This is a genomic window from Pseudofrankia coriaricola (assembly GCF_032027725.1).
Lineage (GTDB): Bacteria > Actinomycetota > Actinomycetes > Frankiales > Frankiaceae > Pseudofrankia.
The window spans coordinates 64,271-89,342 of the sequence record NZ_JASNFO010000035.1 but is presented as its reverse complement, the minus strand read 5'-3'; the positions used below and the strand labels follow the sequence as shown (position 1 = coordinate 89,342).

The window sequence follows — 25,072 nt, the reverse complement described above, 5'->3', positions numbered from 1 at the left end:
CCCCGTGGATCTGTCGGAGTGAGGCCTTCCCGTGGATCTCGCTGGGGTAGCGGCCGACGGGTAGTCGGCGATCTGGTAGGTCTGTGTTCGGGGCCGAGGCGCTCCGCGCGCCTCGACCCCTATCTCGGCCCCGACCTCGAGCCGTCTCAGGCGTCCCGGCGCTTCGCGAGGCCCACCGCGAGGGCGAGCAGGACGGCGGCGACCACCGCGAAGTAGAGCAGTGATCCCCAGGCGCCGAACGGCATGTCGCTTGGAGTGGCGTTGTTGTTCTCGCCGACCTGCTGGCCGGCGTACAGGAAGTTGTTGCCGACCGTGAACGGCAGCCACTTCTGGATGGTTTCGCCAACCCGCGGGATGGCCGGGAGCAGGTTCTCCACGACCATCACCCAGATCAGCAGGGCCGTGATCGCGCCGGCGGAGTGCCGGATGAGCAGTCCGATGGAGATCGCGACGACCGTCGCGATCATGTACACCAGACCTACGCCGATCACGACCCGGTAGTCCTGTGCGTTGTCGAGCGCCAGCGGTGCCTCGGGCCGGATCGCCCTGGACAGCGCCCAGGCACCCACGCCGGCCGCCTCGCCGACGAGGCCCGCCAGCAGGGCGACGACGGCGGTCTTGGCCAGCAACGCGTCGACACGGTTGGGCACCGCGAGGAACGTCGCTCTGATCGTCCCGAACCGGTATTCCGTGGTGATCGCGAGGATCGCCATCACCATCATGATCAGGAATCCGAAGTTGTACGAGAACTGGGTCGTCGCCGGCGTCAGGTCCTGGAGATCCCTGGGACGGATCGTCCCGGCGAGAAGCGAGGCGAACCCGACGGTGATGAAGACCGCCGTGCCCATGCACCACCATGGCGACCTGGTCGAGAACAGTTTGATCCGTTCGACTTTGAGCAACGTGAGCGTGGTCATCGCGCGTCCGCCTTCCTCGCCGCCACCGGCGCCCCTGTCCGCTGGGAGGCCAGGGCCTCGCCCGGCTGGCCGGGCACCCCGACGGGCGCACCCGCCACGCCCGCCACGGGGGCGAGCGCGGGATCGCCCGTGCGGTACTCGACGTCGCCGCCGGTCATCTGGATGAACGCCTGCTCCAGCGAGCCGCGCTGGGCGGCGAGTTCGTGCAGCACCAGCCCGGCGCGGCCGGCAAGCTCGCCGACGTCGTCGGTGGTCGCGTCGTGCACGACGAGCGCGGCCGGGCCTTCGGTCGTCGCCGGAGCGTCGTCAGCCTTCAGCCCGCCGGAGGTGATCACCTCGCGCAGGCGGTCGAGCTCGGGGCCGCGCACCCTGACGCTTGAACCGGATGCGGCGTCGATGAACGCACTGGTGCTGGTCTGAGCGATCAGCCGGCCTCGTCCGATCACGACGAGGTCCTGGGCGGTCAGCGCCATCTCGGAAAGCAGGTGGCTGGAGACGAACACGGTGCGGCCCTCGTCGGCGAGCCGGTGCATGAACTGCCTGATCCAGAGGATTCCCTCCGGGTCGAGTCCGTTGACCGGCTCGTCGAACAGCAGAACGCCGGGGTCGCCGAGCAGCGCGCCGGCGATGCCGAGCCGCTGCGACATGCCGAGCGAGTAGCCGCCGGCCCGCCGGCCCGCGACGTCGGTCAGCCCGACCAGCGCCAAGACCTCGTCGACGCGCTTCTCTGGCAGTTTGTTGGAGACCGCGAGCCAACGAAGGTGCGCACGGGCCGAACGGTTCGGGTGGACCCACTTCGCGTCGAGCAGGGCGCCGACGTGGCGAAGCGGCTCCTTCAGGTCGGTGTAACGCTTCCCGTCGATGCGGACGCCTCCGGCTGTCGGGCGGTCCAGCCCGAGGATCATCCGCATGGTGGTCGACTTGCCGGCCCCGTTCGGCCCCAGGAAGCCGGTGACCCGGCCGGCCTGCACCGTGAACGTCAGGTCGTTGACGGCAAGCGTGCGACCGTAACGCTTGGTGAGCCCGTTCGCCTCGATCATCACTCTCCCTCCGTTGGTGTGACCTTGCGGTCAATGTCTATCAAAGTGATATCACTTTTCTTGTGTGCCGAGAATGGGGTGAACCGGCGGGGGTAGTCGGCTAGCGGACAGCGGTTGCCGGTGGCGGGCCCGAAGCGGTCGGCGTGTCAGTGGCAGCAGGCCCGTCCGTCCGCGGAGTCGGCTGACCTCCGCGCTGGTCGGCTCGGCGAGACGCCTCCAGGAGCCGGGTCGGGCACGCCGGACCGTTGAACGACTCGCGACGGCCCACCTCTGAGACGGGATCACCTTCCGCTGACCCGGACGACGACGGTGGACGCCGCCGCGTCCGGCCAAGCACGCGCCGCGCCATCGACAGCCGACCGACAGGCCTTCGACCGGATCGCCCATCGCGCGGCGCCAGATCGCGGCGGCGCCGTCCCGGGAGCCCAGTCAGGTTCGATCGATTACGGTGGCCACAGTCAACCGGTCGGACAAGCGGCCCACCATGCGGCTAACCCTACGATCCGCGACCCAGCCGTCCCCCGGAGTAGGCCGGAGGTGCCGTACGTCTGCCGCGGCATTGGCGTCATCACGGCACCAGTGCCTGACACGGCACCAGCCATGACATTGTCGGACGTCGTCGCCAAGATGGGGCCGACGTCCGGCTCGCGCCCTGGGGCCTCGTCACCTTGGCATCAAACGCATGGAACCATTCGGCCAGACAGATCGGTGGGGGAAGGTGCCATCCAGCAACGCTTTGCGTCCGGTCATCCGCCTCGAGCCCGCGCGCACGCCGGGCGCGGGCCCTCTGGCCACCGGCATGAACGTCCGGGGGATGTCCTCGAGCCGTCATCCGGGGCCCGCGCCAACGCCTGGCCCGCGGGACAGCGCCAGTCCGGGCGGATCGGTGGGGGAGGGCGTGACCGTCCGGGCGGCGTGCGACAGGATGGCCCGGTGCCTGCCCGCCGGTCCCCTTCGTCCGTCTCCCTGGCTTCCTCGCCACCGTTCGCGCGCCTGCCTGCCCAGCAGCCAGCCCAGGCTGACCGCGAGCCGTCGACCAGGACGGCTTCGGTGACCACCGGCCAGTCCACGCCGGACCTGCCGGCAGACCTGCCGGCAGACCTCCCAGATCGGCTTCGCCAATCCGGCAGGTCTGCCGGCAGGGACCCCGGCCTTCGCCGATCCGGCAGGAACTCCGGCCGCGCGAACGGTGTTCAGCAGACGCTGCCCGTCCCGCTGCGCACCCTCGGACAGCCCGGTCGGAACAAGCACATCCCGGTGACGGCCAGCTGCGGCGGCTGCGACCAGCGGTGGACGGAGGAGGACGCGACCCACTGCCGTGGCTGTCATGGCCACTGGCCGGATGTCGTCGGTTTCGATGAGCACCTGCCGGGATGCCCGACTTACATCCCCATCGCACCGCCAGCCCGTAGCCGCGTCCGCAAGGCGTCCTGAGCCCGCGGTACGTCCCGCGACGAGGAGACACCTCCAGAGGCCAAGCCTGGTTCGGCCACTTTCCTCGTCAGACCCGCTGCGTGCGTCCTCCGGGCGGCTCCCGCACCTGTCTCAGCGCGGGGGACGGTTTGGTACCAGCCGGAGGGGCTTGGTGGGCGCGCTGGGGTCGTCGCCCCGGCGCCGGGCGGCGGTCGCGCATCCCCGCGCGGTCGCCCGGAACCACCAAGAGGGCGGTGGAAAGTACATCGCAGGCCCGGCCGAGCGTGGCTGAGTCTCGACACCTCCAGGCTCGCCCGCCCCATCCGCCCGCACGGGCGCGTCAGCGCCGTCGCCCTCGGCCGGGCTTCCGCCGCTGGGCCGGGCCGGCGGGGCTGACGGTGCCAGCAGAGCTGACAAGGCTGACGGGGTGTCAGCGTCCCCACCGGCGGCCGGCTCAGCCATGACCGGCGCCGCGTCCGCTGGGAGCGCGCCCGACCAGAGCAGGGAACTGGGAGTGAGTGACCCCGGCCCCCGGCCGTCGCCAGTTCCCGCCACGGTGGCCGCACTCGCCGGCGGCAACTTGGCGGCGCGCCGATCGTGCGCGGGTACGTGGGCCTGGGACGCGAGCCCGGCGGGCGGCGAGATGCTCGGAGGCGGCTCCGGGCTGGCGGGCGGCTCCAGGCTGGCGGGCGGCTCCAGGCTGGCGGGCGGCTCCAGGCTGGCGGAGGGCACAAGGCTGGTGGAGGGCACCAGGATCGCGACCATTTCCCCCGAGCCCGGCGCGGTGAACCTGCCGGTCGCCGACGCTCCGCTCGCGGTCGGTGCTTCCTGGGGCGGCGGTCCGTCCGGTCCGGCGGCGCCCACCCAGACGGCCCTGGGTATCGCCGACGCGAGCCCCGAGCCGGCGAACGAGACCTCCCCCGCCCGGGCGACCTCGAACGCCCCGGCGGGGGGCCCCGCCACCTGGACGGGAACCGCGTCGGGCGGGGCCGCCGCGAGCACGTCCTCGATGGCGGCCGGGCCGGCCGCGGGACCGGCGTCGCCCGGTTCGTCGCCGGCTGGCTCGAGAAGCTCGACGTCGTCGGCCAGGCCGTCGTATGAGAGGCCGACGTACCTGAGCTCCTCGTAGGTCAGGTCCTCGTAGGGCAGGCTGGGCAGGGTCCCGCCGACGGCGGTTGTCCTCCCCGTCGAGCCGGGGAGCATTGGGACCGGCGCTGGCGCCTCGACCGGCGGGGCCGTTCCCGTCGGGGCCTCCAGTCCGGCGGCGGTCGGCACGCCAGGACCGCCGGAGCCGCCGGGAATGTCGGAGCCGCCCGGACGGCCTCCGCGGCCAGGGGACCCAGCGCGCTGGCTGCCCGCGCGGGGCCGGGTATGCGTCATGGTGGCCGCCCTCCTGGCCGCAGCGCCTGGGCGCATCGTCCGCGCCCTCCTGGCCACCGCCGTGGCCGACGGCCACGCGATGACGTCGCCGCCGCGAACCCGGGGATGGATCAGGCCGCCGACCGCCGCGACGGCGATGAACATCAGCACGATGGTCGACCCCGCGGCGGTGATCAGCCCAAGGGCGAACGGATCCACCCCCGGCGACCACGTGTGGGCCCGGTCGGAGTTCACGCGGACCGCCGCGAGCGCCGTGTAGTACCCGCCGCGAGTGGCGGCGCCCAGCAGGAATGCCGCCACCAGAGCCTGGTGCCAGCGGCCGCCGGGCCGGAATGCCACCCAGCACAGGACGGTCGCGGTGCCCACGTTCATCACGACGGACAGCACGGCGAGCAGGATGTCGTATTTGACGACTACCTGGGCCGACCGCACCGCGGCGATGTTCATGAAGGTGGCCGCCGACCAGCCGGCGCCGCTGAACACCCCGCCGAGGAGCAGCCGCCGGGCGCTCCTCGGGTCGGCGGCGGCGATGCCGAGTCCGATGCCCGTCGCCACGGGGACGACCAACGCGCTCAGGAGCGTCATCCGCAGGTCGAACAGCGCGGCGCCGCTGTACTCGCAGGACACACCGCCGGCCAGCTGCGTCGACCAGACGGCCATGCCCATGGCGACGGCGGCGGCGCCGGTCCAGCCGGCGCCGCGGACGCCGCGGACGCCGCGGGCGAGACCGGTTCTAGGGGTGGTCCTGATTCGGGCCGCGCAGGCAAGCGCCGCGAGTGCCGCGAAGATCGCGAGGAGGCAGGACGCCGCGATGCTCGGCCCGCAGGATGAGGAGAGCTGAGATGCCACCGCCGTCCCCGGGGTGGGTGACGCCAGGCGCGATAGTGAGACGGTGGCGGCAGTGATCATGTCTGTTCCTTGCCGTGTGACGTCGTTGTCACTGTGTGTCCTATCGTGACTTTGGCGAGTCGGGGTCTGGAAGACCACCGAAAGGCACTGATTCGCCCCGCGCCGGGCGCTGGACCTGGGTGACAGACGCTCCGCCTGAGCCGCGTGACGTTCCTCGATCGGGTGATTCCTGGCCCGATTGGGCCGGGCCCCTGTCGAGAGGGGCTCGGCTCGGGCGAGTAGGGCTGCTTACCCCAATTCGGTCAACGGCCCGGTCGAAGACCCGTCTACCTGCTACTTTCCGTCGCTGAGCATGACCGTCGGCGCGGCGGGAGCCGAGCCCTCCGTCGTCCAGCGGTGCCCCCGGCAACGGCCGCATAGACGGCGACAGGGGCACGACGGTGGCATGGGACGACGGGTGAGAGGAGGCGCGGGCGTGACCCTGTGCTGCGGTCTGCTACGGCTGGACGGAGACGATGTCCGCCGCTCCACCCTCACCTCGATGCTCGCCTCGTCATCGCTGGGCCTGCCGGCCGCGCGTGGCGTGCATCTGGATGGCCCGTTCGGCGTCGTCACCGCCGCCGGCCCGGCGGGTGACCCCATCCCACCGATCGCCGTCGACGACCTCGGGCTCACGGTCGTCGTGGTCACGGCCGCCCGGCCCGCCCGCGTGCGCCTCGTCGCTGGGGCGGGGAGCCCGGCGGGCTGGCCGGTGGGCGGCGTCCTCGACCGCGGCGGCGCGGAACACGGCAGGCGGCCCACAGAGCCCGCTCGGCGAGGCGCTCTCGCCGCCGTTCGGGGGGTGCGGCCCTGGCCCGGTCTAATCGGGCACGATCATGCGAACGGTGCCGGCGGCGGCGGTGCCGGCGGCGGTGCCGGCAAACGTGCGGGCCGCGATAGGCCGGGGGACGCCGGGCCGGGCGGTGGTGAGCCGGACCGTGATGAGCCGGACCGTGATGAGCTGGATGACGGTGGGCACGCCGGCTGCGCGGTCGCCTGTCGGGTAGCCGCCGCCTACCGTTCCGTCGGCGAGAGCTGCCTGCGGGGGCTCGCCCCGGACAAACTGGTCATCGTCTGGGACTCGGCGGTCCGCCGTCTTCTGGTCGCCCGTACCGGCCGGCTCGCCGCGGACCTGCTGACCTGGTCGGACGGCCGGCACATCGCGTTCGGTACCGAGCCGGCGCAGCTTCTCGCCGCCTTCCGTGCCCCACTCTTCGGCCTCATTCCCGGCCCGTCGGGCGGCGGCGCCCTCGCCCGGCCGTGGCCAGGGGGCGGCGGCGTGCCCAGCGCCGCCGGCCGGGAGCTCGGAGGCTCCGCGCGGCCACGCAGGTCGGGACGGGCGCGTCAGCTCGCCCCAGGTGATCTCTTCTCGATATCGGTCGCCGCCGCCCGGCGTGGGCCGGGAGGCGCCGGCCTGCGGCTCGTCCCGCGGCCATCCGAGCCCGAGCCTGAGCCCGGCATCGCCCGGCGCGACTGATCCGGTGACCGGGCCACTCTCCGGATCACGACTGCCCGCGCGGCCAACGGACGGAGGCCGGGGCGTGGGCGCGGACCGAGATCAGCCCTGAGCGTCGGCGCCCGTGCTCGCCGCCAGACGGGCACGCACCTCACGGGTCACCGAGCGCTCGGCGATGAACGAGACGAACGGGATCGTGCCGGCGAGCATCACCAGGACGGCGCGCCGGAACGGCAGGCGCGTCTTCGTGGCCAGGTCGAAGGTCACCAGCAGGTAGACGATGTACAGCACACCGTGGATGGGGCCGATCGTCTGGACGAGCTGCGGCGTGTCCGCGGCGTACTTCAGAGGCACCGCGACGAGCACCAGCGTGACGAGCACCACACCGACGATGTAGGCGAGCGTCCGGTAGCGCGTAAGTGCCTTCGCGATGGCGGCGGGCGTGGCCATGGGCCTGGCCGCCGCCGCGGAGGCCGGGCCGGGAGAGGGGGCCGCGGCGGCGACGGTGGCCTGGTCCTGGCTGGGTGGGGTCATCGGTGGTCTCCAGGCGTCGTCGTCGTGGCCGTCGGGACGGGCAACGGGCGGGGCTGGAAGGCGTGGCGCGTGGCGCGTGGCGCCTTCAGACCCGGTCTCGCTCACGGAGGGCGGCGAGGTAGCGGTTGTATTCCGCAAGCTCCGCGTCATCGGGATCTTCATCGTCGGGGGGTGAAGCCGCCAAGGAAGCGAGAACGACGCTCGTTGGCTGCTCGGCGACCTCAGCCGCCGCCTCGCTGTCACCGTCCGCCAGCTTGGGCGCGGTCGGCCGGATCTCCTCGATGATCATCTTGCCCCACAGGTACAGCACGAACGCGGTGAAGATCCACCACTCGATGCCGTAGAAGAGGTTCTGCAGGGTGCCGTGGCTGGACTCGCCCTTCGTCCACTGCCAGCGACCCATGTACACGAAGAAGACGACCAGGCTCAGCGCCAGCGCGTGGCGTAGCAGCCACCCCGGTGAGAACAGCACCCTGCGCACACGTCCGACGCTACCCCCATGCCTTCCCAGGGGTGACCGGCAGTCCGTCACGTCGAGGCGACGGCGCTGGCGGGAAGGTCGCTTGCGTGATCCGGACCCTCAGATCGGCTCCGCGGGGTGGTGCGGATGCCAGGTCCAAAAAATCTTGAAGATGACGGCAACCTTGCGGCCGCCTCGGGCGACCTAGCTGTGAATGCCGATTCGGAGTTCGCGCCAGGAGGTCCGGCCCGGTGTTCTGGCCCGTCTGTTCCCCCGCTTACCCCCCCCAGCCGGGCGGGCGGGCCACCTAAGCCAGCAATCGTCGTTCAGCGGCGATCGGAACGCCCGTTTGGCAGGACGGGCGTTCCGTCCCCCACCTCTGCCGCCCGGCCCCCCAATCCCGCCCGGGCGGCAGAGGTGCCCCCGGGGAGGGGGCGGCACGCAGAGGCTCGCGGCTCCGTGTCGCCCCACCCAGGGTGGCTCACTATATTCGCTGGTCACTGCCCTCTCTTCGCCGGGGCGTCGCGCCCTCGATTTCGCGGCGTCGCCAGGCACTCGCCAGCCCCGCGCTCATCCCCGTCCAGGAGCAGCTCGCCGGGGATGAGGGGGCAGCCCGTCCGCACGTCGACAGCGGACCGCGCCGACGGCCGCCACAGCGGACGACGTCGGCGCGGGATCTCAGCGCAGGACGGCGGCGGCCAGGGAGAGTGACGACCTGTCGCCGCTGGTGCCGGTCACCGTCACCGTGGCCGGTGTCCAGTCCGGCAGGTCACCGAGGTCGATGGTGATGACCCCGAAAGGATTGGAACCAGACAGCCTCAGCGTGTAGTCGCTGTTCAGCATTCCGGCGGCGCTTACTCGCACGCTGAGGCGCGTGGATCCACCGAGGTAGACGAGAAGCGTGCCGGTGTAGGGGCCTCGGTAGACGGTCAGCGCCGCCGAGCGGCCATTGGGAATGCTCAACCGGTCGTCGACCCGGGTGCCGTGGCTGCGCGGTGGGGTTCCCCCCGACCAGGACACGCGGGTGTCGTAGCCGTCCCTCGCATAGCCGACGCCGGCGAGGCGCCTGGCGTCGATCAGCGGGAAGGAGATGGCGGCGCGGCTGGTGACGCCGCCGTCGCCGGGCCCGAAGACCACCCAGTCGGCGACGCCCCTGCCGGGCAGGACCAGCTGGGCCTCTCGGGGGAGCGTGTCCGCGTCCGCGCCGCGCGCCGCATACTTCTGGCTGACCTGCCCGCTCTGTCCGGCCGGCCTTTCCGAGCCGTTGTCTCCTCTGTCCAGGCTGCCGCCATTGCTGGGCCTGGAACTGGCCGGGGCCGTGACGGGAGCGGTGTCCGGTGGCTCGTCAGTTACGGACGGTGGCGTGGCCGGGGCCGACTCGACTGACGCGGCGGACGTGGGCACCGGGGTGGGTGTGGCCGGGGAGGGCGTCGTTCCCATCAGTTCCGCGGGCATGCCCGTCGGCGCGTTCACCGTGATCGGCTGATTATCGTGAGCGACGGTCGCGATGACGGCGGTAGCGCCGATCACGCTCGCCACCGCCGCCAGCGCGCCGACCGACACCAGCCGCGGCCGGCGGCGCCTGGACTGGCCGGGCCGCGTCGACGCGCTCCCTCCGGCTCGACGCGCGGTGGCCGGCGCGGCGGCACGCCGCCGCGCATGACGCCGTCCGGGAACAGCCGTCGGCGGCCAGGCACCGGCCGCGCCGGGACGCTCGGCCGAGGACGGCGTGCCCATCCGCGTCAGCATCTTCGACTTGATCGCGGCAGAGCTGACATCGCCCTCGTGCAGCGACGCCTTCAGGTCGCGCACCCACTGGTCGGAAGAACCGTTGGGGCCGTCGGGGCCACCAGGCCCAGCGGTCTCGCCATGGTTCGCGGACGAGCCGGCGCCGGCGGAGGGGGTGACGACGATCCTGCGCCGCCGAGGCCCTTGGATCATGCCTCGCCTCCCCGCAGCCACATGAACGCGGTGCGGGTCGGCTCCGAGGGTGCGCCCGCGCGGCCCTGCCGGCCGCGGCCGGCCACCTTGCGGGACGATCCACGCCCGCCCGGGCGCGACGGGTGCCGCTGGTGGCGCCCACCGCCGTCGCTCGGCGCGCCCGCGCCGGAGCCGCCGGCGGTCAGCAGCCGCTCCAGCTCGCTCACGGCCTTGGAGGTCTGGCTCTTCACCGTGCCGACCGAGACTCCCAGCCAGTCGGCCGTCTCCGCCTCGGACAGGTCGAGCCCGTAGCGCAGGACGACGCACTGGCGCTTGCGGTGCGGCAGCTGGTCGAGTGCCCACTGCAGGAGCAGCGCCTGCGGCACGTCCGGCTCGCGCGTGGCCGGGTTCTCCGGCTGCCTGCCCACCTTGGCGAGCAGGTTGCGCTGCCGGATGTGGCGGCGGACCTGGCTGGCGGCGAGGTTCGCGACGCTGCGCCGGACGTAGGCCAGCGAGTTCTCCGCGGCCTGGACGCGGTCCCAGTGCATCCAGGCGGAGGTCAGCGCGTCGGCGGTGATGTCCTCGGCGTCCTCCTTGTTGCCCGTGAGCAGGAACGCGAGCCGGGCGAGCTCCCGGTGATGGCCCTCGAAGAAGGCCTCGAAGGCGGCCTGGGCCGTCCGCTGGTGCTCGGAGGTCCGGAGGTGCTGGGGGACCTGGGGATCGCTGGAGATCTGGGGATCATCGGCGTCCTGAGGGTCCTCGGCGTCGCGAGAATCCTCGGTGTCGTGAACGCTCCCGGTGCCGTCGAGACTCACGGGCGGGGGCGTGGAGACCGATGGTGGCGGGGATGGTGGCGGGAAGGCGTCAGGCGGCGGTGTGCCCGTCGTTGGCACCGCCGGAACCGCCCGCATTGGCGAGAGGATTGTCGGGCCCGCTGTTTGCCTTGTCCGGTACGGCTGCGCGGCGACCGGCGCCGACGACGGCGACCGATAGCGCGAGCGGCCAATGTGGTCGAGGTTCACGCTGTCGAGGTACACGGCACGCTCCCCACGGCTTGTCGGGCTGGCCGCACGTTACCCCGTCCGGGTCATCGCGCAGAAGTCCGGCAGAGCCGCCTATCGGTCATAGACCCGGAAATTCATCAGATATCGGTGAAAATCTGGGCTGCTGGAGCTTTACATGACCGCCGCGATCTGCAGACGCCGTGGCGCCGGCGCTGTGCGACGGTCAGGCCGATCATATGATCATCGCGGTGCCGGGCATGGTTCGGTCATCGCCCGGAGTGGCCCCGTCGTGGCCTGGCCCGTGCGGGTCGCCCGGGTCGGCCGGCAATACCCTGAGCCGGGGTGGCAATCGCCAGTTGCGGGAGGGTTGTGTGAGCAGGCCGGTGACTTTCGATCGTCCAGCCTTGGGCCGGGCCGCGCCGCCGATCGTCCCGCCAGCCGGCAATTCCTCGGATTCGGGGACTTCGGGGCCGCTGAGTGGGCTGGGTCGGCGGCTGTCGAGTGCCGTCACCCGGTGGCACGCCCGGGCGGTCGCGCGGCTCACCGGGGCGCCGGCGGCCGTCCGCGCCGAGCAGTTCTTCGCCGACCAGGGCCGGGTGATCGCCGTGCTGCTTCTTCTCTCGGTGACCGGCTCGCTGGCCGTGGCTGCCGGGCCGTTCATCGTGCGGCGGCTCGTCGACGACGCGCTGCCCACCGGGAAGGTCGGCGACCTGGTTCCGCCGGTATTGATGCTCTGCGGTCTGTTGGTGTTCGAGTCGGCGGTGCTCGCGGCGCGGATGAAACTGATCGCGCGGCTCGGCGGGCTGCTGACGGTGCGGATCAGGCAGGCGGTGAACTCCCACCTGCAGCGACTGCCATTCTCGTTCTTCCCCCGCGCCCAGCAGGGCGAGGTGATGACCGTGCTGTCCACCGACGTCGTGGACGCGCAGAACGCCGTCTCGGCCACCACCCAGGCGGTGGTCTGCCGAGCCGCGGACATCGTCGTCGGCCTTGTGGTCATCTTCACGCTGGACTGGCGGCTGAGCCTCGCGGTGATGGTGTTCGCCCCGGCCACCCTCCTGATCATTCGGGGTGGCCGGCGCCGGCTCGGCGCGCTGTCCGCCCGCCGGCGCGACCTCGACGGCACGCTGATGGCCCGGGCCGCCGACACGGCGTCGGTCTCCGGGGCGCTGCACGTCCGGCTCTTCGACCGGGCTGGCTACGAGGAGGAGCGCTTCGGCGCCGCGGCCGAGGAGGTGCTCGCGGCCTCCGAGGAGGAGGCGCGGCTGACCTCGCGCGTCCGCCTCCTCGTGAACCTCGGGCTGGTCGCCACGATGATGGTGGTCGTCACGCTCGGGGCGGCGCTCGTCTCCAGCGGCCAGACGTCGCTCGGCACGGTCGCGGCGCTCGGCGGCGCCCTGCTGGTCTCGTTCGGGCCGCTGTCGACCGCCGTCAGCCTGCGTTCCGAGCTCGCCAGCGCCGGCGCCTCATTCACCCGGATCTTCGTCCTGCTGGACACCCCCACCGACCTTCCGTCGGGCAGCGGCCCGCGACGGCCCGCGACGGCCCGGACCTCCCGGCCGCTGTCGCCGGCCCCGGCCGCCGTGCCTGGCGCGCGTCCGTCCGGCGGTGTCGCGCTCGCCCTCGGCGGCGGCGTCGAGCTCGCGCTGGACGACGCCTGGTTCTCCTACGACCTCGCCGACTCCCGCGGCCGCGGGACCTCGCCTGGCCCCGCGGCGGAAGCCGGCACCGGCACCGGCACCGGCGCTGGGGCCGGTGAGCCGGAGTGGAGCCTGCGGGGGGTCAGCCTGCGGGTGGCCCCTGGCACGACGGCGGCCGTCGTCGGCGCCAGCGGCGCCGGGAAGACGACGATCACCTACCTGGTCGCCGGCCTGTACCGGCCCCAACGCGGCACGGTGCGCCTGGGCGGCGTGCCGCTGGCCGATCTGGCTCCCACCGAGCTGCACCGCGTCGTCGGCGTTGTTCCGCAGGACCCGCACCTGTTCCACGAAACGATCGCCGCGAACCTGCGTTATGGCCGGCTGGACGCGACCGACGACGAACTGCGCGCCGCGTTGGAGGCAGCCTGTCTCGGCACGCTGCTCGAGCGGCTGCCCGACGGACTCGCCACCAGGGTGGGCGCGCGCGGCTACCGGCTTTCCGGCGGCGAGCGCCAGCGGCTGGCAATCGCCAGGGTGCTGCTTCAGTCCCCGGAAGTCCTGGTCCTCGACGAGGCGACGTCCGCGCTCGACAGCGTCTCCGAGCTGGCGGTGCGCGAGGCCCTCGAGGCGCTGTCGGTCGGTCGCACCACCCTGGTCATCGCGCACCGGCTCTCCACGGTGCGCGACGCCGACCGGATCTACGTCCTCGACCACGGCCAGGTCGTCGAGGACGGCACCCATGACGCCCTGCTCGCCGACGACGGTGCCTACGCGCGCCTCTACCGACCGGCGTCCGCATAAGGCGGATCGGCTCGGAGGTCGCTGGCGCGACCGCTCGCCGATCCGCCTGTCGGGCGCTAGGGCGCCCTCCTGGCCTGGCTTCGGGGTGGCCTGTACGGCCGGGGCTGATGTGGCACGGACTCGAGGTGGTGGTCGCGTCGGCGGTGCGCCGAGACGCTGTCACTGGACGCGGTTGCGCCACGCTGACGAGTCACGAGGCCGAGGTGCGCCTCGATCCGGACGTGAGAAACGTCCCTATACCGGTTCAGGCTCGGGGGTCCCTGGCGCGGGCTCCGTGTATGGGGACGGCTCGTGCGGGGCGGGCGGCAGGTCATCCGGGTCGTCGGGCAGCAGTGGACCGGGATCGTCCGGGATGGGCATGTCGGGGTCCAACGGCGGCGGCGGAGCGTCCGGCCGCGGCCGGACCGTCCGCGGATGGGAGACCCACGGGACGTCCGGCCGGCCTGGCCGAGCGAGAAATCGTGTCTCCGCCTGCGCGCACATGAGATCCGCTCTACCCGTCGCATCGGTGCTGAAACACCCAGTCTCACCGGGAACACCCTGTCCCAGCAAGCCTCCGTCCCCAGGCCCGATTGACCATCCTGTTGGGCCGCTCGCCCACCCAGCGGCCTTGGCTCTACGGTGGCCAGGTGCATGCGGTCACGATGAAAAGCCCAGGCGGCCCCGAGGTCCTCGAGTGGCATGAGGTGGAAGACCCGGCCGGCCCTGGGCCGGGCGAGGTCGCCATCGAGGTGGTCGCCACCGCCGTCAACCGGGCTGACCTGATTCAACGACAGGGCTTCTATGCGCCGCCACCCGGCGCGTCGGACATTCTGGGTCTCGAGTGCTCCGGCCGGGTCGCGGCCCTCGGGCCCGGCGTCGAGGGCTGGGCGGTCGGCGACGAGGTGTGCGCTCTGCTCGCCGGCGGGGGGTATGCGACCAGGGTCGTCGTGCCCGCCGGGCAGGTGCTGCCGGTGCCCGACGGCGTGGACCTGGTCACGGCCGGCGGGCTGCCCGAGGTCACGTCGACCGTCTACTCGACGGTGTTCCAGCGGGCGGCGCTCGCCGACGGCGAGACGTTCCTGGTGCACGGCGGCGCTTCCGGGATCGGCACGTTCGCCATCCAGGCGGTGCGGGCTCTGCGGCCAAAGGCGTTCATCGCGACCACCGCCGGTACGCCGGACAAGCTCGCGCGCTGCCGCGAGCTCGGCGCCGACGTCGCGATCTCCTACCGGGACGACGACTTCGTCGCCCGGGTGAAGGACGCCACCGGTGGGCGCGGTGCCGACGTCATCCTCGACAACATGGGCGCGAAGTACCTCGCCCGCAACGTCGACGTGCTCGCGCCCGACGGCCGGCTGGTGGTGATCGGTCTGCAGGGCGGGATCAAGGCCGAGCTGAACCTGTCGGCCCTGCTGGTCAAGCGGGGCGCCGTCCATGCGATGTCGTTGCGACACCGGCCGGCGGAGCAGAAGGCGACGATCGTGGCCGGGGTACGCGCCGAGGTGTGGCCGGCGTTCGCGGCGGGTTCGGTCCGCCCGGTCATCGACCGGGTGCTTCCCTTGCCCGACGCCGCCGAGGCTCACCGCGTCGTCGAATCCCTCGGCCACGTCGGCAAGGTCCTGTTGACCACACCGACAGCCTGACCAGGCGTTCCCCCAGGGACTCTGGTGGCCAGGCGGAACCGGCTCCCGGTCGGACAGCCCGGAGCCGTACCGGTAAGGCTCAACGGGATCGGAGCCGAACCCGCCGACAGGTGGGATGGCTGGGTCGAGAGGGCAGGATGGTGAACATGACAAATCAGCCGGAACAGCGAGTGGTGATCGTGGGGCCGGATGGCCAGCTGCATGAGTCGCCGGACGGGCTCCAGGCCGGAGCTGGCCGCGGACGCCAGGGAGATGGCGACGAGGAGAACGTCGACGGTGCGTCCGTCCGCTCCGCGCTCTCCTCGATGGTCTCGCAGCCGGACAAGGTCATGCGGATCGGCACCATGATCAAGCAGCTGTTGGAGGAGGTTCGTGCCGCGCCGCTGGACGAGGCCAGCCGAGTGCGGCTGCGCGAGATCCACCGCAGCTCGATCCGCGAGCTGTCCGAGGGGCTCGCGCCGGAGCTGAAGGACGAGCTCGACCGGCTCACGCTGCCGTTCGAGGAGAACCACACCCCGAGCGACGGCGAGCTGCGGATCGCGCAGGCCCAGCTGGTCGGCTGGCTTGAGGGCCTGTTCCACGGCCTGCAGACGGCGCTGTTCGCGCAGCAGATGGCCGCGCGCGCCCAGCTCGAGGAGATGCGCCGCCGCGCCCTCCCCAGCGGCCAGCCCCGAGAGGAAGGCTTCGGCGGCGGCACCTACCTCTAGCCCACCGGGCCGTCTTCTGGTGAGCTGTCACCGCGACCCAGCCACCGCTGGCGACAGCGCATTGGCGCACTGCCAACCCGACCACATCCCGACCCCGCCCCACGGCGGCCCCGGCCATACACCTCAGCCCCGGATCCAGGCGGGAGGGCGCCCTAGGCGCCCGACACGAGGCTGGCGCGTCCAGCGTCCAGACTCATCAGCTGGCGGGGCTGACAGAGCTCATGTTGAAGTCGGGGATGCGGAGTGCCGGCATTCGGCTCAGCTTGAACCAGTCGGCCCATTCGCGGCCCAGGGTGCGGGTCGTCGCACCGATCTCGGCGATGCGGCCGAGCATGCTGACCGGGGACTCGTTGAACCGGAAGTTGTTCACGACCCCGACGACCTCGCCGTTCTCGACGAGGTAGACGCCGTCTCTGGTCAGCCCGGTCAGGAGAAGGACCTCCGGATCCACCTCCCGGATGTACCACAGGCAGGTGAGCAGCAGGCCGCGCCTGGTCGAGGCGACCATCTCGTCCAGCGTGGCCGTGCCGCCGCCGTCCATCGTCAGGTTGTCGACGAACGGCGTGGGGGTCGTGCTGGCGGCGCGGGCGGAGGCGCGGGTATGTACTAGCGCGGCGAGCTTGCCGTCCTCGAACCAGTCCGTCCGCCCGAGCGCGAGCCCGTTGTCGAACACGCTCGACGTCGCCGACGAGTGGCCGGAAAAGACAAATGGCGCGCAGGACAGGTCGGGATCGGCCGGGTCGCTGGACAGCCGCAGCCCGCTCGGGCCGAAGGCCTCCCCGAGCCGGGTGCCACCGCCAGCACGGCTGAAGACTGTTCGTCCCTCGGCAGCGTCCCGTCCAGCGGCCGACCAGTAGGCGTCGAGGATCAGGTCCGAGACGGCCGACGGCGGCAGCAGCGTCTCGTACCTGCCCGCGGGGAGCTCGATGGAGCGGCCACACCAGCCCAGGCGGCGGCGCAGCTCGGCATCGGTCGCGGCGACGTCGACGTCCGTGAAGTCGTGCGTCGACTGGCCATGCCAGACCGAGCCGCCAGGCTGCCCGTTCTTGGCGTTCCACTCGACGGAGCCGGTCGGCTGGCTGTGCCGCAGCCGCACCCCGGTCGACGTGCCGAGCCAGGTGGTCGTCACGTCGTGCTCGGCGAAGCCGTAGAGCGCTCGGCCCTCTCCCCGGGCCGCCCGCAGCGCCTCGCCGAGATCGGCGGCGAACGCCGAGAACACCGCCGTCGACGTGTGCCGCGCGGGCTCGTCGAAGGCGCCGTCGCCCGGCCTGGCGATCGCGGCTCCCGGCCGGCCGGGGGCGAGCAGCTCCGCGTAGTCCTCCGCCTCGTCGGAGTCCTTCGCCGCGGCCTCCGACGCCCGGACGAGTTCGGCGAGTTTGTCGACGGCGACGCCCTCGGCCGAGCCGGAGTCGATCGAGCTCACCGAGCGCACCCCGAACGAGCGGCCGATGATGCTGATCACGGTGACCGAGCGGTCGCGGGTGGCCCCGTTGGTCGTCAGCGTGTTGTTCGCCCAGCGCAGGTTCACGTCGCTCGACTCGCTGGCGATGACCACGCAGCCATCGGCCCGCGACGCGGCGAGCGCCCGCTCCACGATCTCGTGGGACGCCTCGGTCACCAGAGTCCTCCCGTATACGTTCCCAGCGGGCGATGAGCCCGGGTCAATGCGGCACCCGTCGACCGACCGTCAGGGCGCGAACCGGCGGATGGCGGGGGTCGCTCACCGGCCAGCCTCGTGGCGGGTGTTGAGGATGTTGATGCCGCGGAACAGCGTCGTCGGGGCGCCGTGGCTGACGGCGGCGACCTGGCCGGGCTGGCCCTTGCCGCAGTTGAACGCCCCGCCGAGCTGGTAGGTCTGCTCACCGCCGAGGCCGTCCAGGGCGCCCCAGAAGTCGGTCGTCGTCGCCTGGTAGGCGACGTCGCGCAGCTGGCCGACGATGCGTCCCTTGCGGATCTCGTAGAAGCGCTGCCCGGTGAACTGGAAGTTGTAGCGCTGCATGTCGATCGACCAGCTCTTGTCGCCGACGATGTAGATCCCGCGGTCGACCCCGCCGATCAGTTCCGCGGTCGAGGGCCCGCCGGGCGTCGGCGCGAGCGAGACGTTGGCCATCCGCTGGATCGGTACGTGCCCCGGCGAGTCGGCGAACGCGCAGCCGTTGGACCGGGTGACACCGAGCCGGGCGGCGTTCGCCGCCGCCATCCGCCGGTCGAGCTGGTAGCCGACGAGCGTGCCGGCACGGACGATGTCCCAACGGCTGGTCGCCACACCCTCGTCGTCGTAGCCGATGGTCGCGAGGCCGTGCGGGGCGGTCCGGTCGCCGGTGATGTTCATCAGCTGCGAGCCGTAGCGCAGGGCGCCCAGCTTGTCCAGAGTGGCGAACGATGTGCCGGCGTAGGCGGCCTCGTAGCCGAGCGCCCGGTCGAGCTCGGTGGCGTGCCCGACGGACTCGTGGATCGTGAGCCACAGGTTCGACGGGTCGATCACCAGGTCATAGCGTCCCGGCTCGACCGACGACGCCTTCGCCTTCTCCGCCAGCAGGCCCGGGACCGTCTCGATCTCGGCGTCCCAGTCCCAGCAGCCGGCGGCCGGCCCCGAGACCAGCCACTCCCAGCCCCGGCCCGCCGGGGGAGCGATGGTGCGCATGGTCTCGAAACCGCCAGCCGGATCGACCCGGGTCGCCTCCAGCTGGCAGATCACCCGTACCCGCTGCTGCGCCGTCGAGGTGCCGGCCAGGTCCGCGTAGTACTTGTTTTCTTGGACCTCGTTGAAGTGGCCATCGACATGGTCGACGTTGGGGGAGCCGAGCAGCGTCCGGCACAGCCCGCCGATCCGGTCGACCTTCTCCCGCGCGTCGATCGCGAACGGGTTCACCGCATAGGCGGACACCCAGGCGGCGTCGGCGTGCACCGCCTCGTCGGCGAGCTCGATCGGCTCCGAGTTCAGTGGCCGGGCGACCTTGGCGATCTCGACGGCTTCGCGGGCGACGCGGACGGCCTCGTCGACGGTGAGGTCCACGCCGGCGGCGAAGCCCCAGGTCCCCTCGTGCACGACCCGGACCGCGAAGCCGACGGTGGAGCCGTCGTGGCTGCTCTCCAGATTGCCGTCCCGGAACGACAGCGACCCGTCGCGCAGCCGCTCGACGCGGATGTCGGCGTGGCTCGCGCCGAGGTCGCGGGCCGTCTGGAGGGCCGCGTCGGTGAGCGCCGCGCGTGGCAGGGCGAGAAACTCGGGGTCGACGTCGTGGGGCGGCGTCGCGGGCCCTCCCGGCGAGGCGGCAATCGACATGCCCCCATCCTGGACCGTGCACGTCATGCCGCGTGCGTCGGGACGCGGATTGCTGGACCTGGCCTTGCCCGCGCGTGGAAGTACCGCGCGTATGTCGTCGGCACGGGCAACCGGCGACGATGTAGGAGGCGCCAGCGGGTTTGGCGGGCCGCCTCGGCGCGGGCCGCCGTGCCAGGAGGCGGACAGCGGACAAACGACCGCGGGGCGGGGCGGTGGTCTCCCACCGTCCCGCCCCGCGGACCCCGGCCCGCCCCCCGATGACCGGACGAGCCGGGGCGCCTGTTCGCGGTACCTGTGTCAGGTCCGCCGCCAGACTGGTATTCGTGGCGCCGATTCTGATTCGTGGAGCAGGTCGACCGGTCATCTCGATGAGCTCTGAGCAGCGGACTGGGTGGTTCGCCGGTGCCGCCGGTCGGCATGTGGCCGACCGGCGGCGGCTCCGGCGTCTCCCTCCGGCCGTCCCCTCGTGCAGGCCGGGCAGGATTGTCGGTTAGCCCACCAAGTTGGTTGGTCAGCCCTCGATTTCAGGCGGCTGGCTCCATCGCCGTCACGGTCCCGCCGCGCGGCCGCTGTCGGGGTTGTCGCCGTGGCGGTGGCCACCTGGGCCGCGTTTGGCCAGGAGCCAGCAGCGCTCGGCCTCGCTCAGGGCTTCCGGCAACAGCCGCCGGTCTCGCGGAGGTGCGCCGAGGAACAGGTCGGTCGCGTTCGTGAAAGCCGTCAGGAAACTCTGGGTCGTCGGCGCGTGCAGGTCGATCCGGGCCGCGCTGCCCGGTCGAGGCACGACTCCGGTGACGAACTCGACCGCGAGTCGGTTCATCCGCGCCGAGTAATGGTCCGCGTCGGTTCCTGGTCGTGAGTCGGTGCTGGGCCGGTGGCGGCGGCGCCAGCCGGCCGAGTCGGGCTGTCCGCTCCAGCCGCCGTCGCCATCCGCGTCGCCGTGGTCGGCGACGTCCCATCCGGACTTCTCGGTGAGTGGAAGGTCCGGGTAGGGATCCGCGGCCATCAACTGGTCACCGCCGAGGGCGACACGGTTCAACGGGTCGGTCCCGGCCAGAGGTGGGTCATCGTCGGAGGCACCCGCGCCCTCGACGGTCCGGGCACGGGTCCGCCGCACGATGCCGGCGATGAGGAGCGCCACCAGCGCCGCGGCCAGCAGAGCCAGGACCCAGGGGAGCGGGTGCGACGATCCTTGGGATTCCGCGTTCAGCGCCCCCGCGCTGGCGGCAGAGGCCGCCTTGGAGCTGAGGCCGCCGGTAGGCGCCGTGGATGCCGGGCCCGTCCCGCCCGGCGTGTTCCCATCGGCGCCGGTCAGCCACGCGATCACGTTGGCCGCGCCAGCCAGGATCAGTGTCGGAATAGCCACGAATAGGGCCGTTCTGGCGCGGCCAAGGCAGACGGACAGGGCGGTCAGGCCGATGCCTGTGACGATCATGTCCTTCGCGGACACGCCGGATCCGAGGCCCGACAAGGTCATCTCGTGCATGAACTCTCCTTCCAACCGCGCTGTTCTCGCGGATTCCGCAGCCCCCGGTGGTTCACCTCAAGATCTTCTTGACGCCGGAGATGATCTCGATGTCACGCGATGGCGGGGTGCTGGGCTAGGTCTGCCGCGCCTCCGTTGGCTCGCCGTCGTTGCTCGATGTTAGAAATTCTGGGCCATACTCCGCCTTGCTGCAACAAGTTGGAAGAATATTTGTCAACGAGTCGATCGGTGGTCGCCCTTGCGGCACGCGCGGTACGCATCGTCCGGGCAAAGCCGGCATATAGGTCGATAGCGGCAATGTGCGCCGAACCCGCCCTGTTGCCGGAAGAATGCCGCTCATTGCCCCGATGTCACGCGGAACGTCCGGTCCGGGCTGGTTCCTGTGTTCCAATGGTGGGATCGGCAGTCTTCGTCCCTCTGGGACGTCATGCAGCGTCTGACCGTGTCCAGCGCCGGCTACGGGTCAAGACAGAAAGAGAGCCCCGCATGCTTGTACTGGCTCATGCGTCCTGTAGCACGGGCTCCTGTCACGGGGTCTGGGCTGATCCCCTGACCGGTGATCTTTACGTTGTAGGCGACCGGACCTCGGAGCCCACCCGCGGGGAGCTCGCCGTCACGACCGTGCGAGTCTCGCTGCCCATCTACGCCGAGGCGACCGCTGTACTGCGCACCGCGTCTGCCGCCGGTCGTCCTGGGGACGAGCTTCCAGCCGAGGTGCGGGCTGACGCCGCCTACGTCACCGGCCATCCCGTCATGACAACGCCGGCGAGTATCCAGGTCGCGGCGCATGAGGCCGCCATCATCGTCCGCCGGCTCGCACCTGGGCAGCTCGAGGCGCTGCACGCCGTCGGTCACGACTGACCCGGGCTGCGCCCCGCGGCCGAACACGTTCGTCCGTCCGCCAGATTTCCTTATGAACTTCCGGCATATTCGTCACGCCCGAGTCGGCCGTGACAGATAAAGGCCAATCTGGGCACGCAACGTGATCGACGGTCGAACGCCCGGGCTAGCTTCCGGTCATATCCCCTGGCCTCAGGACCTCCTGCCGTCGACTGCTGACGGCAGGTGAACACGCCGTTGGCCCACAAACCGCCCCGGCCCGCGTCTCCCGTCGAGCGACCGGGTACGCTTCCCGCGCGCGACTGAGACTATTCGCGATCTTCGGCGCGCCGACCCGCGCCATTCGCCGAGATATTCCGACATATTTGCCGGTTGGCGCGTCCGGGTGTAGGTTTCGAGCCAGGTGAGAGGGACGTGCGATGCGGCTAAAGCCTGTGGTGAGTGTGTGCTCATCCGGAAGTTGCCCAACCGTCTACGCGGCGGACGATGACACGGACGATGACACGCTGATCGTGCAGGGCTACATCCCGCCGCAGCACCTCGCTATGGATGTGCCGGTGGGCGAGGGACGAGTCGTCATCCCGCGGGAGCTGCTCGGTGAGGCCGCGCGTCGTTTGCTCGCGGCGTCCGAGCCGCCGGTGGCGCAGCAGTAGCGGCCCGAGCTCGGACCCGAGCGGGGAGGGGAGCATGGACGACGAGCGACGTGTCCGCCATGACTCTCCGGAGACGCTGGGTGAGGCGCTCGCGCGGCTGCGCCGGGAGCGCGACCTGACAGGAGTCGAGGTCGCCAAACGATCCGGCGTGAGTCAGGGGCAGATTTCCAAGATTGAGAACTCCCGGGTGACACCGACTCCCGCGGACGTCCGCAAGCTTGCTACTGCGCTGGAGCTGCCGAGCACGGAGGCGACGGACCTCGTCGAGCGGGCGCGCTCCATGCACACTGTCGCGGTTAGGGAGCGGTCCGGTCGGCGCCGCGGCGCCCACCGGACCGCTCCCGCGCCGGCTCCGCAGATCCATCAGGAGGACCTTTTCCAGCTCGAGGCCCGTGTCCGGTCCGTACGGGCGTTCGAGCCCGTCCTCGTGCCAGGGCTTCTGCAGACCAGCGAATATGCCCGGCGTGTGCTCAACCGATACTTCGGCGTGTACCTCGGCGACGACCAACGTGTCTGGCCGGACACAGCCGCGATGGTCGGCACGCGGCTTCAGCGCCAGGAACGGCTCTACGACACCACGAAGAAGTTCGACTTCATCATCTTGGAGCAGGTCTTCGAGTACCGCTTCGGGCGGGCGAGCTGGCCGGTGACGATGGCCGCGCAGCTCCAGCGGATCGAGGCTGCCTGCGACCTGCCAAACGTCTCGATCAGGGTCATCCCGCGAGACACCGACCTGCCGTTCCCCCCGCTCGCCATGTTCCAGGTGTTCGACGACGAGGCCGTGCTGGTCGAGTCGACGATCGGTTTCCTCTACCGCGACCAGTCGAACATCGACATGTACTCCCGGGTGTTCGAGAGGTACCGGGAGGTCAGCACCGAGGACGTGCTGCCGATCATCAAGCGGTACAAGGCGGAGTACCTGGAGGCGAGCGCTCAGGTCGCCAGGTTCGAGTCTGACCAGAGCGCGCCCGGCCACTCCGACCAGTGACGAGAAGGCGGGTATCCGGTAGGTCGACTCCCGATTGGTCCCTGGAGCTGGGCCAACTGTGCCAGAAGGCGTGCTCCTGACTGTGCAGTAATATCAGCCGAGTGTCCTGACGAGATCACGCGGGCCTGATGGGCTGGTGTCGGGGCCGGGCCCGCCCGTCTTCATCGTCGGCCGGGCCCGGCTGTCCGTCCGTTCCCGGGCGGTCAGTTATCCGTAGCGGTTGCTCTCCTGGTCGCCGAGACTGACCGGGACGGCAGTCGTCGCTGATGCCGACCGCCGGCTACCTGTCCGCTGGGCGGGCAGGTCCCGCCGCCGGGCGGTGTGGACCGGCCGCCATTTGGGCTCCTCGGCACGCAGGTCCGCCCGGACGATTGTCTTCCGTCGGAGGTCGTCGGACAGGACCTGCGAGTGCTCCTCCACGCGGCGCACCGCTTTGACGAGATCGGACCTGGAAGTCGTCCGGCCCAGCTCCTGGAGAATGTTGGCCGCGTTCAGCAGCGCCGCCGCCATCTCGTGCGCCTGTTCCGAGCCGATGTCCAGCCGGGGCGGCCGGCCCTGGCACGGAGCGACGGACCGGACATACTCCCTGGCGCACCAGCACAGGCGGAACTCCAATTGTCGGGAGTTGGTTCCGGTCGCGGTGGCGTAGAAGTCGATCAGTCGAGGTAGGCGACTGTGTCCTGCCGGGCCTCGCTGGCCGGGCGGCTGGCTGCCGGGAGACCCGGCCGAGGCGCTGGTGGAGCCGGCCAGCGCGGCCGTACCCCGCTTGTGTACTACCAAGGATTCCGTGGTTAGAGCCCCCGCGCGCGACATATTCCGACGCACCTCCTGCTTGCAGGGCCACCTACCGGTAGGTCGGTGAGGCCATGAGCAAAAGGTAACTGACTGCGGAGGCTCTCACAAGGCCTATAGGAGAATCTAGTCCATGATCCCTATCATAGAGGGCTAGTAGGAATACTCTAGTCTCCCAGGGGTCATCGCCCGCTCGGTGGTTGGATGCACGAGCCAGGATGGATGGAGCGACGTCATGAGGACCGTGGTCGCGGTGGCGTGGACGGGCACAGACCGTGACCCGGCACGGTGGGCCAGGACCAGCGTGGGCCTGGGCGGGGTGCGGGGTGGTGTCTCAGGCTGGTTCGCCGCGGTCCGCGGCGGCCGCCGCGAGGAACAGCTCGCGGGTGATCTCGACCAGCACCTCGCCCTCCGAGGTCGGTACACCTGCCTCGGCCGCGTCGAGACCGGATCCCTGGATGACGACGGTGCCGCGGTCGGTGAAGTACACCTGGGGGCAGGCGCCGGTATTACACGCCGGCGTGGCTGGGGTCAGCTGCATCGAGGCAACCCTCTCTGTGCGTGCCCCGTACCCCCTGCGCGCACGTCGTCGTCCGGCGGGCTCGGCCAGTCGGGGGTCGCCCCACCGGCCGACGGGACCTTTTACGTCATTTGAACATGACCGTGACGTCAACGCCCCATGGTTTGGGCGGCCAACGGGAGACGGTCATCGACCCGCCACACCTCATCGCGATCCGGTCATCGACCGGCCGTTCGCCCTATCGAGGGCCAACCACGACCCGAAACCCCTTTTATCGATGATCCGTATGGGCGTTCCGTGGGGGACGGCCGCTCCGCCCGGCCCCTCCAGCCGAGGTCGACGCGCTGGTCAGGCGGCGTCCGGCTAGTATTCAGCCCCGAGGTCGATCACCATGCCTCCTCAAGATCGCTATTATCCAATCTGTCATATTCCGGGCGAGCCCAATTGATGTGGGGTCGGCCCGGAGAGGAAAGTAGGAGCGATGGAGCTCGTACCCCTGGCGGCGACCGCCTGCGCCGCGGCCAACTGCCCGACCGTGTTCAGCGCCGCTGACGGGTCCCTGGTCGTGCAGGGATACGTCGTGCCGGCGCAGGCGGACGTGCCAGCCGGTGAGGCGCGGGTGCGGATCCCTCGGGAGCTTCTGCTCCAGGCCGCGCGCGAGCTGCCGGAGTGGAGCTAGCCGACCGGCGGAGAATGCCGCGTCGGCTCGAACGGAGGTGACTGGG

Annotated in this window: 21 protein-coding genes; 9 read left to right on the top strand and 12 right to left on the bottom strand. The window is 71.3% G+C overall.

The window, feature by feature from the left end:
• Positions 1-146: 146 nt before the first annotated feature.
• A complete protein-coding gene (locus QOZ89_RS19825; protein ID WP_312624438.1) occupies positions 147-917 on the bottom strand; it encodes an ABC-2 transporter permease in 771 nt (256 codons plus the stop codon).
• Positions 914-1,957, bottom strand: coding sequence for an ABC transporter ATP-binding protein (locus tag QOZ89_RS19820; RefSeq protein WP_083419532.1), 1,044 nt, complete (start codon positions 1,955-1,957; stop codon positions 914-916). Before QOZ89_RS19820 ends, QOZ89_RS19825 begins: the two co-directional genes overlap by 4 nt.
• A 600-nt stretch (positions 1,958-2,557) precedes the next feature.
• On the opposite strand from QOZ89_RS19820, the gene QOZ89_RS48295 reads away from it, so the two are divergent.
• Positions 2,558-3,391 carry an FDXHR family putative zinc-binding protein gene (locus QOZ89_RS48295; RefSeq protein WP_491723662.1) on the top strand — a complete coding sequence of 278 codons (834 nt, stop codon included), beginning with the start codon at positions 2,558-2,560 and terminating at the stop codon, positions 3,389-3,391.
• 111 nt (positions 3,392-3,502) lie between these two features.
• On the opposite strand, the gene QOZ89_RS19815 is transcribed toward QOZ89_RS48295, so the two are convergent.
• Positions 3,503-5,659, bottom strand: a complete 2,157-nt coding sequence (locus tag QOZ89_RS19815) for an MHYT domain-containing protein (RefSeq protein WP_312624437.1) — start codon at positions 5,657-5,659, stop codon at positions 3,503-3,505.
• Positions 5,660-6,074: 415 nt separating this feature from the next.
• Between QOZ89_RS19815 and QOZ89_RS19810 the strand changes: the two genes are divergently transcribed.
• Positions 6,075-7,115: a hypothetical protein gene (locus QOZ89_RS19810; RefSeq protein ID WP_083419531.1), complete on the top strand. Its 1,041-nt coding sequence runs from the start codon at positions 6,075-6,077 to the stop codon at positions 7,113-7,115.
• Positions 7,116-7,196: 81 nt separating this feature from the next.
• On the opposite strand, the gene QOZ89_RS19805 is transcribed toward QOZ89_RS19810, so the two are convergent.
• The 4 genes from QOZ89_RS19805 to QOZ89_RS19790 all read right to left on the bottom strand — a co-directional run bounded on the left by QOZ89_RS19805 (position 7,197) and on the right by QOZ89_RS19790 (position 10,901).
• Positions 7,197-7,628: a DUF3817 domain-containing protein gene (locus tag QOZ89_RS19805; RefSeq protein WP_083419530.1), complete on the bottom strand. Its 432-nt coding sequence runs from the start codon at positions 7,626-7,628 to the stop codon at positions 7,197-7,199.
• Positions 7,629-7,713: 85 nt separating this feature from the next.
• Positions 7,714-8,100, bottom strand: a complete 387-nt coding sequence (locus QOZ89_RS19800; protein ID WP_198543484.1) for a hypothetical protein — start codon at positions 8,098-8,100, stop codon at positions 7,714-7,716.
• 666 nt (positions 8,101-8,766) lie between these two features.
• Positions 8,767-10,029: a hypothetical protein gene (locus tag QOZ89_RS19795; protein ID WP_071052197.1), complete on the bottom strand. Its 1,263-nt coding sequence runs from the start codon at positions 10,027-10,029 to the stop codon at positions 8,767-8,769.
• Positions 10,026-10,901 (bottom strand): SigE family RNA polymerase sigma factor, encoded by an 876-nt coding sequence (locus QOZ89_RS19790; RefSeq protein ID WP_241842169.1) that lies wholly within the window; start codon positions 10,899-10,901, stop codon positions 10,026-10,028. The genes QOZ89_RS19795 and QOZ89_RS19790 overlap by 4 nt, the downstream gene beginning before the upstream one ends.
• Positions 10,902-11,485: 584 nt before the next feature.
• Between QOZ89_RS19790 and QOZ89_RS19785 the strand changes: the two genes are divergently transcribed.
• The 3 genes from QOZ89_RS19785 (at position 11,486) to QOZ89_RS19775 (ending at position 15,785) form a co-directional block, all read left to right on the top strand.
• Complete coding sequence (locus QOZ89_RS19785; protein ID WP_312624460.1) at positions 11,486-13,453, top strand: ABC transporter ATP-binding protein; 1,968 nt, start codon at positions 11,486-11,488, stop codon at positions 13,451-13,453.
• Positions 13,454-14,082: 629 nt separating this feature from the next.
• A complete protein-coding gene (locus tag QOZ89_RS19780; protein WP_071052196.1) occupies positions 14,083-15,078 on the top strand; it encodes an NAD(P)H-quinone oxidoreductase in 996 nt (331 codons plus the stop codon).
• Between the two features lie 146 nt (positions 15,079-15,224).
• The gene (locus tag QOZ89_RS19775) at positions 15,225-15,785 is read left to right on the top strand and encodes a bacterial proteasome activator family protein (RefSeq protein ID WP_071052240.1); all 561 of its coding nucleotides are present in this window, start codon (positions 15,225-15,227) and stop codon (positions 15,783-15,785) included.
• Positions 15,786-15,981: 196 nt separating this feature from the next.
• Here QOZ89_RS19775 and QOZ89_RS19770 read toward each other — a convergent pair whose 3' ends face one another.
• From QOZ89_RS19770 to QOZ89_RS19760, 3 genes are all read right to left on the bottom strand, one after another.
• Positions 15,982-17,403, bottom strand: coding sequence for a metallopeptidase TldD-related protein (locus QOZ89_RS19770; protein WP_071052195.1), 1,422 nt, complete (start codon positions 17,401-17,403; stop codon positions 15,982-15,984).
• Between the two features lie 102 nt (positions 17,404-17,505).
• The gene (locus QOZ89_RS19765; protein WP_071052194.1) at positions 17,506-19,071 is read right to left on the bottom strand and encodes a TldD/PmbA family protein; all 1,566 of its coding nucleotides are present in this window, start codon (positions 19,069-19,071) and stop codon (positions 17,506-17,508) included.
• A 547-nt stretch (positions 19,072-19,618) separates the two neighbouring features.
• A complete protein-coding gene (locus tag QOZ89_RS19760; protein WP_071052193.1) occupies positions 19,619-20,554 on the bottom strand; it encodes a hypothetical protein in 936 nt (311 codons plus the stop codon).
• A gap of 486 nt (positions 20,555-21,040) precedes the next feature.
• Between QOZ89_RS19760 and QOZ89_RS19755 the strand changes: the two genes are divergently transcribed.
• From QOZ89_RS19755 to QOZ89_RS19745, 3 genes are all read left to right on the top strand, one after another.
• Positions 21,041-21,415, top strand: coding sequence for a hypothetical protein (locus QOZ89_RS19755; protein ID WP_131804138.1), 375 nt, complete (start codon positions 21,041-21,043; stop codon positions 21,413-21,415).
• Between the two features lie 398 nt (positions 21,416-21,813).
• On the top strand, positions 21,814-22,047 hold the full coding sequence (locus QOZ89_RS19750; RefSeq protein WP_071052191.1) for a hypothetical protein: 234 nt from the start codon (positions 21,814-21,816) through the stop codon (positions 22,045-22,047).
• Between the two features lie 34 nt (positions 22,048-22,081).
• Positions 22,082-23,035, top strand: coding sequence for a helix-turn-helix domain-containing protein (locus tag QOZ89_RS19745; protein ID WP_157910593.1), 954 nt, complete (start codon positions 22,082-22,084; stop codon positions 23,033-23,035).
• Between the two features lie 207 nt (positions 23,036-23,242).
• Here QOZ89_RS19745 and QOZ89_RS19740 read toward each other — a convergent pair whose 3' ends face one another.
• Positions 23,243-23,815, bottom strand: coding sequence for a hypothetical protein (locus QOZ89_RS19740; RefSeq protein ID WP_131804137.1), 573 nt, complete (start codon positions 23,813-23,815; stop codon positions 23,243-23,245).
• 346 nt (positions 23,816-24,161) lie between these two features.
• Positions 24,162-24,368 (bottom strand): hypothetical protein, encoded by a 207-nt coding sequence (locus QOZ89_RS19735; RefSeq protein ID WP_071052189.1) that lies wholly within the window; start codon positions 24,366-24,368, stop codon positions 24,162-24,164.
• Between the two features lie 460 nt (positions 24,369-24,828).
• On the opposite strand from QOZ89_RS19735, the gene QOZ89_RS19730 reads away from it, so the two are divergent.
• The gene (locus QOZ89_RS19730; RefSeq protein WP_071052188.1) at positions 24,829-25,026 is read left to right on the top strand and encodes a hypothetical protein; all 198 of its coding nucleotides are present in this window, start codon (positions 24,829-24,831) and stop codon (positions 25,024-25,026) included.
• Positions 25,027-25,072 lie beyond the last annotated feature (46 nt).